The 14,230-nt window shown below is 68.3% G+C and carries 16 protein-coding genes; 9 read left to right on the forward strand and 7 right to left on the reverse strand.

Annotation, left to right across the window (positions count from 1 at the left end):
• Positions 1-485 precede the first annotated feature (485 nt).
• Entirely contained in the window at positions 486-818 is a 333-nt protein-coding gene (locus tag CSW60_RS11705; RefSeq protein WP_099537399.1) for a DUF2794 domain-containing protein, read from the forward strand.
• 10 nt (positions 819-828) lie between these two features.
• On the opposite strand, the gene CSW60_RS11710 is transcribed toward CSW60_RS11705, so the two are convergent.
• Together CSW60_RS11710 and CSW60_RS11715 are read right to left on the reverse strand one after the other, a co-directional pair.
• Positions 829-1,173: a hypothetical protein gene (locus CSW60_RS11710; RefSeq protein ID WP_236634246.1), complete on the reverse strand. Its 345-nt coding sequence runs from the start codon at positions 1,171-1,173 to the stop codon at positions 829-831.
• 100 nt (positions 1,174-1,273) lie between these two features.
• Positions 1,274-2,026, reverse strand: coding sequence for a Bax inhibitor-1/YccA family protein (locus CSW60_RS11715; protein WP_099537401.1), 753 nt, complete (start codon positions 2,024-2,026; stop codon positions 1,274-1,276).
• 186 nt (positions 2,027-2,212) lie between these two features.
• Between CSW60_RS11715 and CSW60_RS11720 the strand changes: the two genes are divergently transcribed.
• Positions 2,213-3,265, forward strand: a complete 1,053-nt coding sequence (locus CSW60_RS11720) for an aldo/keto reductase (protein WP_099537402.1) — start codon at positions 2,213-2,215, stop codon at positions 3,263-3,265.
• Positions 3,266-3,278: 13 nt separating this feature from the next.
• Complete coding sequence (gene thpR / locus CSW60_RS11725; protein WP_099537403.1) at positions 3,279-3,818, forward strand: RNA 2',3'-cyclic phosphodiesterase; 540 nt, start codon at positions 3,279-3,281, stop codon at positions 3,816-3,818.
• Positions 3,819-3,833: 15 nt separating this feature from the next.
• Here the strand turns inward: thpR and CSW60_RS11730 are convergent, their stop codons facing one another.
• Complete coding sequence (locus CSW60_RS11730; RefSeq protein ID WP_099537404.1) at positions 3,834-4,820, reverse strand: D-glycerate dehydrogenase; 987 nt, start codon at positions 4,818-4,820, stop codon at positions 3,834-3,836.
• Between the two features lie 72 nt (positions 4,821-4,892).
• On the opposite strand from CSW60_RS11730, the gene CSW60_RS11735 reads away from it, so the two are divergent.
• The 5 genes from CSW60_RS11735 (at position 4,893) to CSW60_RS11755 (ending at position 9,995) form a co-directional block, all read left to right on the forward strand.
• Positions 4,893-5,429, forward strand: coding sequence for an SH3 domain-containing protein (locus CSW60_RS11735; protein WP_099537405.1), 537 nt, complete (start codon positions 4,893-4,895; stop codon positions 5,427-5,429).
• A gap of 68 nt (positions 5,430-5,497) precedes the next feature.
• Positions 5,498-6,010 carry a 3-hydroxyacyl-[acyl-carrier-protein] dehydratase FabA gene (fabA, locus tag CSW60_RS11740; RefSeq protein ID WP_099537406.1) on the forward strand — a complete coding sequence of 171 codons (513 nt, stop codon included), beginning with the start codon at positions 5,498-5,500 and terminating at the stop codon, positions 6,008-6,010.
• A gap of 77 nt (positions 6,011-6,087) precedes the next feature.
• Positions 6,088-7,302 (forward strand): beta-ketoacyl-ACP synthase I, encoded by a 1,215-nt coding sequence (fabB, locus tag CSW60_RS11745; protein WP_099537407.1) that lies wholly within the window; start codon positions 6,088-6,090, stop codon positions 7,300-7,302.
• Between the two features lie 8 nt (positions 7,303-7,310).
• The gene (locus CSW60_RS11750; protein WP_099537408.1) at positions 7,311-9,113 is read left to right on the forward strand and encodes a tetratricopeptide repeat protein; all 1,803 of its coding nucleotides are present in this window, start codon (positions 7,311-7,313) and stop codon (positions 9,111-9,113) included.
• 66 nt (positions 9,114-9,179) lie between these two features.
• Positions 9,180-9,995 (forward strand): enoyl-ACP reductase, encoded by an 816-nt coding sequence (locus CSW60_RS11755; protein WP_099537409.1) that lies wholly within the window; start codon positions 9,180-9,182, stop codon positions 9,993-9,995.
• 16 nt (positions 9,996-10,011) lie between these two features.
• Here the strand turns inward: CSW60_RS11755 and CSW60_RS11760 are convergent, their stop codons facing one another.
• The 3 genes from CSW60_RS11760 to CSW60_RS11770 are packed head-to-tail and all read right to left on the reverse strand — an operon-like array spanning position 10,012 to position 13,327.
• Positions 10,012-10,620, reverse strand: a complete 609-nt coding sequence (locus CSW60_RS11760; RefSeq protein ID WP_099537410.1) for a TetR/AcrR family transcriptional regulator — start codon at positions 10,618-10,620, stop codon at positions 10,012-10,014.
• Entirely contained in the window at positions 10,620-12,209 is a 1,590-nt protein-coding gene (locus tag CSW60_RS11765; protein WP_099537411.1) for a DHA2 family efflux MFS transporter permease subunit, read from the reverse strand. Before CSW60_RS11765 ends, CSW60_RS11760 begins: the two co-directional genes overlap by 1 nt.
• A 14-nt stretch (positions 12,210-12,223) precedes the next feature.
• Entirely contained in the window at positions 12,224-13,327 is a 1,104-nt protein-coding gene (locus CSW60_RS11770; protein ID WP_099537412.1) for an HlyD family secretion protein, read from the reverse strand.
• 260 nt (positions 13,328-13,587) lie between these two features.
• Here CSW60_RS11770 and CSW60_RS24010 point away from each other — a divergent pair, with 260 nt between their 5' ends.
• Complete coding sequence (locus CSW60_RS24010) at positions 13,588-13,719, forward strand: hypothetical protein (protein WP_236634247.1); 132 nt, start codon at positions 13,588-13,590, stop codon at positions 13,717-13,719.
• Here the strand turns inward: CSW60_RS24010 and dut are convergent.
• Entirely contained in the window at positions 13,716-14,183 is a 468-nt protein-coding gene (dut, locus tag CSW60_RS11775; RefSeq protein WP_099537413.1) for a dUTP diphosphatase, read from the reverse strand. The genes CSW60_RS24010 and dut overlap by 4 nt on opposite strands.
• Positions 14,184-14,230 lie beyond the last annotated feature (47 nt).

Here is a 14,230-nt window from a genome sequence, read left to right on the forward strand (position 1 = left end):
TTTAAGCGTCGCCGAAGGGGGAAGACCGGAGGGGGCTGGGGGGGCTGGACAGAACCCCGGTCCGTCTTCGTCGACAGTCACCTTATCGACCCCCAAGCGGGCGAGCGCTGGACCAAACCAAGGTGCTTTGAGGGCGCGGCGTGACCGTCATGCGACGAACGTCTCGAACCTGTTACAGGCCGGGGCCCGAACGCAAAAAGCCCGCGCGGGAGGGGGATCCGCGCGGGCTCATTGGGGGAGGGGGATATTTCAAGTCTGTCGGCTGACCGGCCCGCGATCTGGGGGCTGGGGGGGCTGTTCAGGATCCTGACCACAGGGTGTCCGATCAGCCGACACTGACTTTATCGACCCGCAAGCAGGCGGGCGAAGGACCGAAATAAGGTCCTTTCGCGGCGCGTCGTGTCCATGGCGTGTCATTTCCGCCCGGCGTGACCGTCGCGACACGGAGCTGTTCCAATCGCCTGATTTGGGGCTAGATTCTTCTCATGGCTCTGGATTCCCAGCCCACGCCGGTCGGCGGCGTCGTCTTTTTCGAGCGGCGAGAGCTCGACCAGCTGATGCGCCTCTATGGCCGCATGGTCGCCGCCGGCGAGTGGCGCGACTACGGCATCGCGGGTCTCTCGGACCGCGCCGTCTTCTCGATCTTCCGTCACGCGGCCGAGGCGCCGCTCTATCGGGTCGAGAAGCATCCGGCCCTGGCGCGCAAGCAGGGCGCCTGGGCGGTGTTCGGCCAGGGCGGCCAGATCCTCAAGCGCGGCCACGAACTGACTCAGGTGCTGCGGGTGTTCGAGAAGGGCAAGTTCTCGGTCGTCGACTGAACTTCAGGGCTTAGAACGAGAAGCCGAGCTTGGCGCCGACGAAGCGGCCTTCGTTATCATAGCCTCGCGCCGTACCGACGCCGCTGGTGTCGGCGCTGGGCTGGATGCCGCACAAGACGCCGATGCCGCCCGAGACGCCGCCTTCGCGGCGCTCGATCGCCGTGCGCGCGAGGCCCCTCGGCAGCGGCGCCGGCGCCTGGGCGTAGCGCAGTTCGATCGGACCGGCCGGCTTCAGGTTCAGAGGCAGGGCCAGGTTGGGCGTCTTGGCCGCAGGCGGATAGGCCGGAAGCGCGGTCTCGGCGTGGGCGAGGCCGGCGGCCGCCAAGGCGGCGGTAAGAGTGAGGGTCCGGATCATCGTCGTCTCCATCGCCATCAATGTGGGCGCGCGAGGGCCAAAGAAAAAGCCCCGGCGGTGTCCCGCCGGGGCTCGTCTTGTCCGTTCCGGAACGCCGGCCTTAGCGGCGGTTGCCCATGATGCTGAGCAGGAATTGGAACAGGTTGATGAAGTTCAGATAGAGGCTCAGCGCGCCGTAGTTGGTGGCCACGGCCATCGACTGCTGGTCGCCGCCCAGCTGGTAGTAGGTCATCTTCAGGTTCTGGGTGTCGTAGGCGATCAGGCCCGCGAAGATGAAGACGCCCAGGATGCTGATGATGAAGCCCAGACCCGGCATCGGGAAGAACATCTGAACCAGCGAGGCCAGCACCAGGCCGATCAGGCCCATGATCAGGAAGCTGCCAAAGCCGGTCAGGTCCTTCTTGGTCGTGTAGCCGAACAGGCTGAGGCCGCCGAAAGCGATGGCCGTGATCAGGAAGGTCGCGGCGACCGAGGCGCCGGTATAGGCCAGCAGCCAGACGCCGAGGCCGGCGCCCATCGAGGCGACCAGCGCCCAGTACAGGATGCCGGACGACCGGGCGGTCGGGTTGCGCATGGCGAACATGGCGACCAGCATCATCACCAGCGGCGCGAAGCGGACGATGGTGCCCAGCATCGTGAAGCCGGCCAGGCGGCCGTCGGGGGTCAGCACGTACAGCAGGCTGGCCACCGGCTGATAGGCGCTGGTCAGGAAGGCCAGGCCAGCCGACAGCAGGAGGCCCAGCGCCACCTTGTTGTAGACGCCGAGCATGAAACTACGCAGGCCGGCGTCAACCGACATGTCGGCGCGATCCGCCGGGATCGAGCGCGCGTAGCCGCGGTTGAAGTCGTTCATCGAATTAAGCCCTTGAGCTAGGCGTCCACGGTGGACGCCCTCGAAATATCGGGTGTCCTCGCGTCCGGCGCAATCCCTGTTCGAAAAGTATACATGGTATGCGCTCGCGCGCCGACCGGACGCTTCCCAAGCCGCCGCCCGACCCCTTAAGAACAAAGGCGAAGAACAAGAACGAGGGACGCGCCGATGGAATACGCCAAGCTGGGTCGGACCGATGTGACGGTCTCGCGCTGCTGCCTGGGCACCATGACCTGGGGCTCGCAGAATACGGAGGCCGAGGCCCACGACCAGATGGACTACGCCCTGGGGCGGGGCGTGACCTTCTGGGACACGGCCGAGATGTACGCCAGCCCGCCCAGTCCGGAGACCCAGGGTCGCACCGAGGAATATATCGGCTCGTGGTTCCAGAAGACGGGCAAGCGCCACGAGGTGGTGCTGGCCTCGAAGGTCGCCGGCCAGGGCGCGGCGTTCGGCGGTCTCTCGTGGATGCGCAAGGACGGCGCGACCACCCGTCAGACCAAGGCCCAGATCGACGAGGCCGTCGAGGGCTCGCTGCGCCGTCTGAAGACCGACTATCTGGATCTCTACCAGCTGCACTGGCCCGACCGCCGGGTGCGGGTGTTCGGCGGCCAGACCTTCAAGGACTACGACCAGGAGTACGAGAGCTTCGCCAGCATCCTTGAGGCGCTGGACGCCCATGTGAAGAAGGGCTCGATCCGCCATGTCGGCGTCTCGAACGAGTTCCCCTGGGGCGTGATGCGCTTCCTGGCCGAGAGCGAAACGAAAGGCCTGCCCCGCATCGCCTCGATCCAGAACGCCTACCACCTCGCCAATCGCACCTTCGAATATGGCCTGGCCGAGATCGCCATGCGCGAGCAGGTGGGCCTGCTGGCCTATTCGCCCCTGGCTCAGGGCCAGCTGACCGGCAAGTACCTGGACGGCGCGACGCCGGCCGGTTCGCGCAAGGCGCTCTACAACCGCATGCAGCGCTACGAGGGGCCCGGCTCGCAGGAGGCCTTCCACGCCTATGTGGCGCTGGCCCAGGCTAATGGCCTGGATCCCGCCCAGCTGGCCCTGAAGTTCTGCGACGCGCGGCCGTTCGTGACCGCCACCATCATCGGCGCGACCTCGATGGCCCAGCTGCAGACCAATATCGACGCCTTCGACCTCGATTGGACCGACGACCTGGAAGACGCCGTCAACGCCATCCACGCCCGCCACCCCAATCCGTGCCCGTAAGCGTTAGGTCGACATGATCCGCCTGTTCACCGCCATCGCCGTCCCGCCGGAAATCGGCGAGGGCCTGCTCTCGCGCCAGCACGGGATCGAGGGCGCGCGCTGGCGGCCGCTGGAGGCGTTCCACATCACGCTGCGCTTCATCGGCGACGTCGCGGAGAACGTGGCCGACGATCTGGACGAGGCTTTGATGCAGATCGACGCCCCGGCCTTCGACCTCACCCTCGTCGGCGCCGGCCATTTCGGCGAGGGCGCCGACATCCACGCGGTGTGGGCCGGCGTCGAGGACAGCGCGCCGCTGCGCCGCCTGCAGAAGGCCAACGAAAGCGCCGCCCGCGCGGCCGAGCTCAAGCCCGAGACGCGGGTCTACACGCCGCACGTGACCCTGGCCTATCTGAAGCGCGCCGCCGTCCCCGAGGTCGGGGCCTGGATCCAGGCGCACAACCTCTTGAAGTCGCCAAGCTTCCGCGTCGACCGGTTCGGGCTCTATTCCAGCTGGCAGACCAGCGCGGGCTCGGTCTATCGGCTCGAGCGGGAATATCCGCTGGCGGGGTAGCGGTGTTGAGCGCCCCTACAGCATCGACGGGATGACGCGGTCCGGCGGTCGGTGGCCGTCCATGAAGGTCTTCACGTTGACGATGACCTTTTCGCCCATGTCGATGCGGCCCTCGACCGTGGCCGAGCCCATGTGCGGCAGCAGCACGACATTGGGCAGCTTCAGCAGCTTGGGATTGATGGCCGGCTCGTGTTCGTAGACGTCGAGGCCCGCGCCCGCGATCTCGCCCTTGGCCAGCATGTTGGCGAGAGCCCCCTCGTCGATCACCTCGCCGCGCGCGGTGTTGACGATGACCGCGTGCGGCCGCAGCAGCTTCAGCCGGCGGGCCGACAGCAGATGATAGGTCGCCGGGGTGTGCGGGCAGTTGACCGAGATGAAGTCCATCCGGGCCAGCATCTGGTCCAGGCTTTCCCAATAGGTGCAGCCCAGCTCCTCGGCGATGCGCGGGCTGACGGGCTTGCGGTTGTGGTAGTGCACCTGCATGCCGAAGGCCTTGGCGCGGCGGGCCACGGCCTGGCCGATGCGGCCCATGCCGATGATGCCCAGGCGCTTGCCCCAAAGGCGGCGGCCCAGCATCCAGGTCGGAGACCAGCCGTGGAAGCCGCCAGCCTTGACCACTTCGGCGCCTTCGACGATCCGGCGCGAGGCGGCCATGATCAGGGTCATGGTCAGGTCGGCGGTGTCCTCTGTCAGGACGCCCGGCGTGTTGGTGACGATGATGCCGCGCGCATTGGCCGTGGCGACGTCGATATTGTCGACGCCCGCGCCAAAGTTGGCGATCAGCTTGAGCCGATCGCCGGATCGCGACAGAAGGCGCGAGTCGATACGATCGGTGATGGTTGGCACCAGGACGTCCGCGCGGCTCATGGCGTCGACCAGCTCGTCCGCCGTCATCGGCGTGTCGGTGACGTTGAGTTCGGTGTCGAACAGTTCGCACATCCGCGTCTCCACCGGATCGGGGAGTTTGCGGGTGACGACGACTTTGAGCTTGCGGGCGGCCATGGTCGGACTGAAAAGCTCTCACTGACGGGCGTTTGAAAGCTGTAGCAAAGGGGCCCGGAAGGGCCAAGCAACATGCCGTCGAAAACAGAACAAGGTTTGCCCAGGATGCGTTTCACGGGACTTTTCCTGGGATTCGCGATCGTGGCGGCCGGTCCGGCGGCGGCCGAGGGCCCCAGGGTCACCCCCTCGGGGCTGGAGGTGCCGCGCTACGTCTCGCTGAAATACGCCGAAGTGAATGCGCGCAAGGGTCCGGACGAGGCCCATCAGCTCTTGTGGATCTACCACGCCAAGGGCCTGCCGGTGCAGGTGATCGCCGAAACCCGCGAATGGCGGCGGATCTGTGATCCCGAAGGCGGCCTGGCCTGGGTGCACAAGCGCACGGTCGACGGCCGCCGCTCGGCCATGCGCGTCCAGCCGACCAACCTGCCGCTGCTGAAATCGCCCAAGGACGGGGCGAAAGTGACCGCCTATCTGAAGGCGCGCGGGGTGGCGGCGCTGGACAAGTGCGAGAAGGGCTGGTGCCGGCTGCGCGCCGACGGAGCGGTCGGCTGGGCGCGCGAGGGCGACATCTGGGGCGCCGACCCGGCTGTCCAGTGTCGCAAGGACTGACCCCTTCACGATCTGTTTCGACAGGGAAACATTGAGGCCCGGCCCGGCGCCGTGCTAGGGCGTGCCCCATGCAGAAGAACGCCTACACCTACGAAGAACTTCTGGCCTGCGGCCGCGGCGAGCTTTTCGGCCCCGGCAACGCCCAGCTGCCGGCCCCGCCGATGCTGATGTTCGACCGGATCGTCCGCATCGAGTCGGAAGGCGGCAAGTACGGCAAGGGCTATGTCGAAGCCGAATTCGACATCAATCCGGACCTTTGGTTCTTCGGTTGCCACTTCATCGGCGACCCGGTCATGCCGGGGTGCCTGGGCCTGGACGCCATGTGGCAGCTGGTCGGCTTCTTCCTGGGCTGGTCGGGCGCGCCCGGCCGGGGCCGCGCCCTGGGCGTCGGCGAGGTCAAGTTCACCGGCCAGGTGACTCCGGACGTGAAGAAGGTCGTCTACAAGATCGACCTGAAGCGCGTCATCATGCGCAAGCTCGTCATGGGAATCGGCGAAGGCGTGCTGGAGGCCGACGGCAAGGTGATCTACGAAACCAAGGACCTGAAGGTCGGCCTGTTCACGCCTGAACAGATGGCTTGATCCGTTAGTTAAAGACCGGTCGTTTAGCGAAAGAACCGGCCCCTGACGGATCGGAGGGGGAGAAGAGGATTTAAAGAATGCGTCGCGTCGTCGTCACCGGACTGGGGATCGTCTCGTCCATCGGCAACAACGCCCATGAGGTGCTGGCCTCCCTGCGCGAGGCTAAGTCGGGCGTGATCGCCGCGCCGGAATATGCCGAGCTGGGCTTCCGCTGCCAGGTCCACGCCGCGCCCCACATCGACTGGGAGTCGCTGGTCGATCGCCGCGCGGCGCGCTTCCTCGCGCCCGGCACGGCCTACGCCCACATCGCCATGGAGCAGGCGATCGCCGACTCGGGCCTTTCCGAGGGGGAGATCAGCCACGAGCGCACCGGCCTGATCGTCGGCTCGGGCGGTCCTTCGACCCGCGTCATCGTCGAGGCTGCGGCCACGACCAAGGAGAAGGGCCCCAAGCGCATCGGCCCGTTCGCCGTGCCCAAGGCCATGAGCTCGGGCCCGTCGGCTGTGCTGTCGACCTGGTTCAAGATCCGCGGGATCAACTATTCGATCAGCTCGGCCTGCGCGACCAGCGCCCACTGCATCGGCGCGGCCGCCGAGCAGATCCAGATGGGCAAGCAGGACGTCGTTTTCGCCGGCGGCTGCGAGGAGCTGGACTGGACCCTGTCGAACCTGTTCGACGCCATGGGCGCCATGAGCAGCAACTTCAACGACCGTCCGGCCGTGGCCAGCCGCGCCTACGACAAGAACCGCGACGGCTTCGTGATCGCCGGCGGCGCCGGGATCGTGGTGCTGGAAGAGTACGAACGCGCCAAGGCGCGCGGGGCCAAGATCTACGGGGAGCTGGTGGGCTACGCCGCCAATTCCGACGGCTACGACATGGTGGCCCCGTCGGGCGAGGGCGCGGCGCGCTGCATGAAGCTCGCCATGGCCGACGCCGGGAACCGGACCATCGACTACCTGAACCCGCACGGCACCTCGACGCCGGTCGGCGACAGCAAGGAGATGGGCGCGGTGCGCGAGGTGTTCGGCGACAAGGCCCCGATGATCTCGTCGACCAAGTCCCTGACCGGTCACAGCCTGGGCGCCGCCGGCGCGCAGGAGGCCATCTACTCGATCCTGATGCTCGACAACGGCTTCGCCGCCGAGAGCGCCCACATCGAGGAGTTGGACCCCGAGTTCGCCGACCTGCCGATCCTGCGCCAGCGCGTCGACAAGCCGCTGGAGACGGTGATGTCCAACAGCTTCGGCTTTGGCGGCACCAACGGCACGCTGATCTTCAGCCGCGTCGACTGACGGACCGCTTGGCGACCGCCCGCCAAGCCTACGACCTCTATCGCGCCGGCCGGTTGGCCGAGGCCGCCGACCTGTGCGAGCGCCTGATCACCGACGCGCCCAGCGTCGAGGCCTGGCACGTCCTGGGCGCCTCGCGCCTGGGCCTGGGTCAGGCCTGGGAGGCGTTGGCGGCCTTGAACGCCGGACTGGCGATGGACGCCCGACGGCCCGGCTTACTGTCGGCGAAGACCCTTGTCCTCCATAGCCTGGGCCGTGACGCCGAGACGGTTGCCGCCGCCCGCGCCGCCCTGGCGGCCGATCCTGACAATCCCCCGGTGCTCGGGGCCCTGGCCGCGTCCCTGCAGCGGCTGGGCGGATTCGAGGAAGCGCTGGCGGTCCTCGACCGCGCCGTTCAGGCTTCGCCGGGCGACGCCAAGCCGCTGACCAGCCGCGCGGCCCTGTTGCTGCTGCTGAACCGTCCGGCACAGGCGGCGCGGGATCTCGAGGCGGTGATGGAGATCGATCCGCTGCATCCGCGTCTGGCCGGCGACCTGATGTGGGCGCGGCGCCAGACCTGTGACTGGGACGAAGACGCGGCGCTGGAGATGCTGGTCAAGGCCGAGCTGAAGCTGGGCCGCCTCGCCATCGCCCCGTTCGCGGCCCTGGCGATCTTCGACATCCCCGTCCTGCACCGCCGCTGCGCGACCCTGGCCGCGCCGCCGGAGGTCCCGGCGCCCACATGGCCCGAGCGGCCCGGGGGCCAGCGTCTCCGCGTCGCCTATCTCTCGGCCGACCTGCACGAACACGCCACCGCCCGCCTGCTGGCGGGTGTGCTGGAGGCGCACGATCGCTTCAGGTTCGAGATCTTCGCCGTTTCCTACGGCCCCGAGGTCTCCAGCCCGATGCGCGATCGCCTGAAGGCGGCCTGCGAGCACTGGATCGAGGCTCGCGCCCTGTCCGACGCCGCCATCGCCGCGCGGTGCCGAGAGCTCGGCGTCGACATCGCCGTCGACCTGAAAGGCTATACCCAGGACGGCCGGCCGGGGATCCTGGCCCATCGTCCCGCGCCGGTCCGGGTCAGCTGGCTGGGCTATCCCGGCACGCTGGGCGTCCATGCCGACATCGTGCTGGCCGACGCCGTGACGATCCCACCGGGCGCCGAGGGCGACTGGTCCGAGGCGGTGGTGCGCCTGCCGCTCTATCAGCCGAACGACGCTCTGGTTCCCGTCCCGCCGCCGCCCTCCCGCGCCGCGGCGGGGCTGCCCGAGGGCGCGTTTGTCTTCGGCTGCTTCAACAACCCGGCCAAGATCACGCCGGAGGTGTTCGAGGCCTGGATGGCGATCCTGAAGGCCGCGACGGGCAGCGTTCTGTGGCTCTACGCCGGCGCGCCCGGGGCGGCCGACAATCTGCGGGCCCACGCGGCCAAGGCCGGAATCGGGCCCGAACGTCTGGTCTTCGCCGCGCCCGCGCCCCATGACCAGCACCTGGCCCGCCACGTCCTGGCCGACCTGATGCTCGACACCTGGCCCTACGGCGCCCACACCACCGCCAGCGACGCGCTGCGGATGGGCGTTCCGCTGCTGACCTTGCCGGGCCACAGCTTCGCCAGCCGGGTCGGGTCCAGCCTGCTGACCGCCCTCGGCCTGCCCGAACTGATCGCGCGGACGTCGGCCGACTACACGGCCAAGGCGCTCGCCCTGGCCGCCGATCAGGCCGCGCTCAAAGCGCTGAATGACCGTGTCCGGAAGGCCATCCGAACGTCGAAAGTCTTCGATCCGGCCGCCTTCGCCCGGTCCCTGGAGGCCGCCTTCGAGGGCATGGCCAAACGCTGAAGGGTTCCGCGCGGCCCTCCCGCCTGCTAACCAGCGCACAACGATTTGCCATAGAGGGCCCGACACATGGCCGACGATTACGCGTTCCCCAAGGGTGAGCTGATGCGGGGCAAGAAGGGCCTCGTCATGGGCGTGGCCAACCACAATTCGATCGCCTGGGGCATCGCCAGCCAGCTGGCCGCCCAGGGCGCCGAGATGGCCTTCACCTATCAGGGCGAAGAGCTGGAGCGCCGCGTGCGCCCGCTGGCCGAGAGCATCGGCGTCAAGACGATGATCCCGGCCGACGTCACCGACGACGCCTCGATGGACGCGGCCTTCGCGGAAATCGAGAAGGTGTTCGGCACGATCGACTTCGTCGTCCACTCGGTGGCCTTCGCCAACAAGAACGAGCTGAAGGGCTCGTTCGTGGACAACACGACCCGCGAGGGTTTCCTGATGGCCATGAACATCTCGGCCTTCAGCTTCGTGGACGTCGCCAAGCGCGCCTCGAAGCTGATGCCGAACGGCGGCTCGCTGATCACCATGACCTATCTGGGGTCGGAGCGGACCATCCCGAACTACAACACCATGGGCGTGGCCAAGGCGGCGCTGGAAGCGGCGACCCGCTACATCGCCCGGGACCTGGGCCCCAAGGGCATCCGCGCCAACGCCATCTCGGCCGGCGCCATGCGCACCCTGGCCCTGGCCGGCATCTCGGGCGGCCGAAGCATGATCGCCCAGGGCCGCGCGTTCTCGGCGATGAAGGAAGACACCTCGATGGAAGGCGTCGCCGGCTGTGCTCTGTGGCTGGCCTCGGACCTCGGCAAGTCGACCACCGGCGAAGTGGTCCACGTCGACGCCGGCTTCCACATGATGGGCATGCCCGACCAGGACGAGGCGTAAGCCTCTTCCAAGCGGTCTAAGGCGCGTAGGCTCGCATGAATCGTTCGGCCGCTTCCTTCGCGAAGCGGCCGAATTCCTCCGGCGTCTTGTCGGACGGCAGGCGCAGCAGCGCCCGCATCTGGCTCTGGCCCATGATCATGCCGGAGAAGAACTCCGCCGCCTGATCGTAGTCCGCGACCTTCATCCGACCCAGTTCCGTTTCGGTCTTCAGGAACGCGGCCAGTTGGCGACGGGCGCTTAGGGGGCCGGCTTCGTAGACTTCCTGGGCGACGTCGGGCATTTCGCCCGCCCCCATCATCACCACCCGCATCATCGAGTAGCTCTTGTTGGTGATCACTGTCTCCAACAGCGACAGGGCGTAGGCCTCCAGCGCCGCCGTCGGATTGTCGACGGCCTGGCGGTCGCGCAGCGGCGCGGTGACCCGCTCCACCCGACGCTGCATCAGGGCCCGCATCAGCTCGGCCTTGGAGCCATAGTGGTTGTAGACCGTCTGCTTGGAGACGCCCGCCCGACGGGCGATCGCCTCCATCGGCGCGGCCAAGCCCCGCTCGCCAATCACCTCGACGGCGGCGTCGAGGATGGCTTCGGTCTTGGCGACGTCGATCTGTCCGGGAATGCGGGGCATCAGTGGACGTCCGAGGGCGGCGGCGGGGCGTTCTTCGCCGGACTGGCGAACAGGGAGACGGCGGCGGCGAGGAAACAGCCGATCGCCAGCAGGGTGAAGCTGTCGCCGAACGCCATGACGGTGGCCTGCTGCTCCATCATGCCGCCGATGGCCTTGCGGGCCGCGCCGGCCGGATCGGTGACGCCCAGCTGCATCATCCGCTCGGTCAGGCCAGCCATCATGCTGGCCGTGGGGCCCCCTTGGGTCACCTTCGAGGTCATGTCGTCGTAATAGAGCGCCGTCTGCTGGGTGATCGAGGTCGCCAGCAAAGCAAGGCCGATCGCCCCGCCGGTGTTGCGCGCCAGATTGACCAGGCCCGAGGCGTTCTTGACCATGTGGGGCGGCAGGGTGCTCATCGTGACCTGCTGGGTGGCGATCATGGCGATCATCACGCCCACGCCGCGGCAGGCCTGGACCCCGGCGAACTCCCAGAAGCCCCAGTCCTTGGTCACGCCATGGGCCATGTACATGCCCCAGCCCGCCAGGATGAAGCCCAGGCACATCGGCACGCGCGGATCGGTTCTGCGCACCAGGCGGCCGGCGATCGGACCGGTCAGGAACATCGACAGGCCCGAGACGATCATCGTCGTGCCGACCTCGGACGCCGAATAGTGGCGAACCCGGCCCAGGAACTGCGGCAGCAGGAAGGTGCCGCCGAACAGGCTGGCGCCCGACACCGCGGTCATGGCGACCCCGACGGTGAAGTTGCGGTTGGCGAAGGCCCGCAGCTCGACGATCGGGTTGTTGTAGGTCAGCTGACGCCAGATGAACACGGCGCCGCCGATCACGGCGGTGACGGTCAGCCACAGGATGGCGGTGTCGTCGAACCAGTCGTCCTTGGCGCCTTCCTCCAGCACGTACTGCATGCTCATCAGGAAGACGGCCATCACCGCCAGGCCGAACCAGTCGAAGCCCTTGGCGAGGCTCGGGTCGCCCTTGTCGAAGTCGCCCCACCGCGCCACGCCGAACAGCACCAAGAGACCCGTGGGCACGTTGATGAAGAACAGCCACCGCCAAGACAGCGCCTCGGTCAGATGGCCGCCCAGGGTCGGGCCGACGGTCGGGGCCAGGGTGACGATCAGGCCCATGATCACGCTGGCCGTCACGCGCCGCTCCGGCGGGAAGGCGGTGAAGGCGACCGCGAACACCGTCGGGATCATGGCCCCGCCGATGAAGCCCTGCAGCGCCCGCGTCAGGATCATCATGTCGATCGACGAGGACAGGCCCGTCAGCACGCTCATGACGATGAAGCCGGTGCACGAGGCCAGGTAGAGGCGCTGGGTGCCCCACAGGCGCGAGAGATATCCCGACAGCGGGATCATCACGACCTCGGGGATCAGATAGGCGGTCTGGATCCAGCTGATCTGGTCGGTGCTGGCCCCGACGCCCGCCTGGATCTGCGGCAGCGACGCCGCCACGATCTGGATGTCCAGGATGGCCATGAACTGGCCGATGACCATGGCCCCGAAACCGAGGAACAGCTTGCCCCAATCCACTTCGGGCTTGGGAGCGGCGGCGGCCCGCGAGGCGGGAAGGGCGGCGTCGGTCATGACGCGTCCGCCGTCTAGCGGTCCACGCCCTGGCGGGCGACCTGTGGCGTGGCTTGGCCCGCCTCGGCGAAGGACGGACCCGAGCGGTCGCGGACATCGACCTTGACCTCGACCGACAGCCCCGGACGCAGGGCCGCGCCCAACTGGCTGCGGTCGACGGCGATCTTCACCGGCAGGCGCTGGGTGATCTTGGTGAAGTTGCCCACGGCGTTCTCGACCGGGATCAGGGCGAACTCCTGGCCGGTGGCCGGGGCGAAGCTGTCGACCTTGCCGACAATCTTGGCCTTGCCGAAGGCGTCGGCCTTGATCTCGACCGGCTGGCCGACGCGGATGCGGGCCACCTGGGTCTCCTTGAAGTTGGCGACGATATAGGCCTGGCCCAGCGGCACGACCGACATCAGGGCCACGCCCGGCTGGACCAGCTGGCCCGGACGGACCGAGCGGGCGCCGACCACGCCGGCGGCCGGGGCGCGGATCACGGTCCGCTCCAGGTTCAGCTTGGCCTGCTCGACGGCGGCGTGGGCGGCGGCGGCTTGCGCCACGGCCTGGGCCTTGGCCGAACCCAGCGACTCGGCGGCGCGGCGTTCGGCCTCCAGGGCGGCCTGGGCGCTGGCGACGCTGGCGGCGGTCTGGGTGGCGGCGGCGCGCTCGGTCTGGACCTTCTGCTGCGAGACCCAGCCCTGGCTGGCCAGGCTGTTGTAGCGGTCGAGGTCGGCCTTGGCCCGGCTGGCGTCGGCCTTGGCGCTGGTCACGCCGGCCGCGCGCTGGGCGATCATCGCCTGCTCAAGGCTGTTCTTGTCGTCGATCGCGCGAACGGCGGCGTCCGCCGCGTTGGCGTTGGCGATCGCCTGGTCGACGATGGCCTGGAAGGTCGACGGATCGATCTTGGCCAGCACCTGGCCCGCCTCGACCCGCTGGTTGTCGGCCACCAGCACCTCGGCCACATAGCCGGAGACCTGCGGGCTGATCTGCACCGTGTCGGCCTGGACGAAGGCGTTGTCGGTGCTTTCGAAGTGCTGCTTGTCCAGGAACCACAGGGTCCCGCCGACCCCGACGGCGGCCAGGAGGACCCCGCCCGCGATCATTGGAACCAGCTTCTTGTTTTGCGGCGTCGCCATGAACGGAAAGACCCTATCCCCAGAGCGTGAACGCGCCCGATAGTCACATCACGCGGGCGCGGCAAGCGGATAAATGGACGCAGTCGTCCAAAAATCAACGGCGCTCCGAAGAAGTTTTTACGTCAGACGCCGAAAGTCCCGCCTCGCGCCCAAAACGCGGGCGGCGCGCGAAAGCTCCGCCAGGCGGGGCTCGTCGAACCAAATGGCCTCGGGTTCGTTGAGAGAAAAGGCGCCCTAAGACGGCGGCCAAGGAGGTCCCGATGAACGCCCCGCGATTGGCCGAGCGCTCTTGTCTGGAACTGGTCCGTCCGCTGCTGTGGCTGGCCGCCGCCGCCTTCACGGCGGGCTTTGGCGGCTATCTGGCCGTGGCCGGGCGCGCCGCGGGTGTCTAAACGCCCGTCGAGCCGAAACCGCCGGCGCCTCGGTCGGTCGCGTCCAGGTCCTCGACCTCGACCAGCGGCCATTGTGGCGCGGCGGCGATCACGCCCTGGGCGATGCGGTCGCCGCGACGGATCGTGAAGTCTTCCTCGCCGAGGTTGATCAGCAGCACGCAGACCTGGCCGCGATAGTCGCTGTCGACGGTGCCCGGCGCGTTGACCACCGTGACGCCGTTCTTGAAGGCCAGGCCCGAGCGCGGCCGCACCTGCATCTCCCAGCCGTCCGGAACCGCCACCGAGAAGCCCGTCGGCGCCATGCAGCGCGCGCCCGGCTTCAGCACGATCGGCGCGTCCTCCGGGACCGCCGCCCGCAGGTCGAAGCCCGCGGCGCCCGCCGTGGCGTAGGCCGGAACCGGCAGGTCGGGATTGCCTTCCCAGCGCTTGAAGCGAATGGCGAGACCGGCGGGAATGGCGGACATGGGAGGTTCCTGTTCCGAGAGACGGAACGGCTGTAGCCGATTTGCGG

This window comes from Caulobacter sp. X, assembly GCF_002742635.1.
Lineage (GTDB): Bacteria > Pseudomonadota > Alphaproteobacteria > Caulobacterales > Caulobacteraceae > Caulobacter.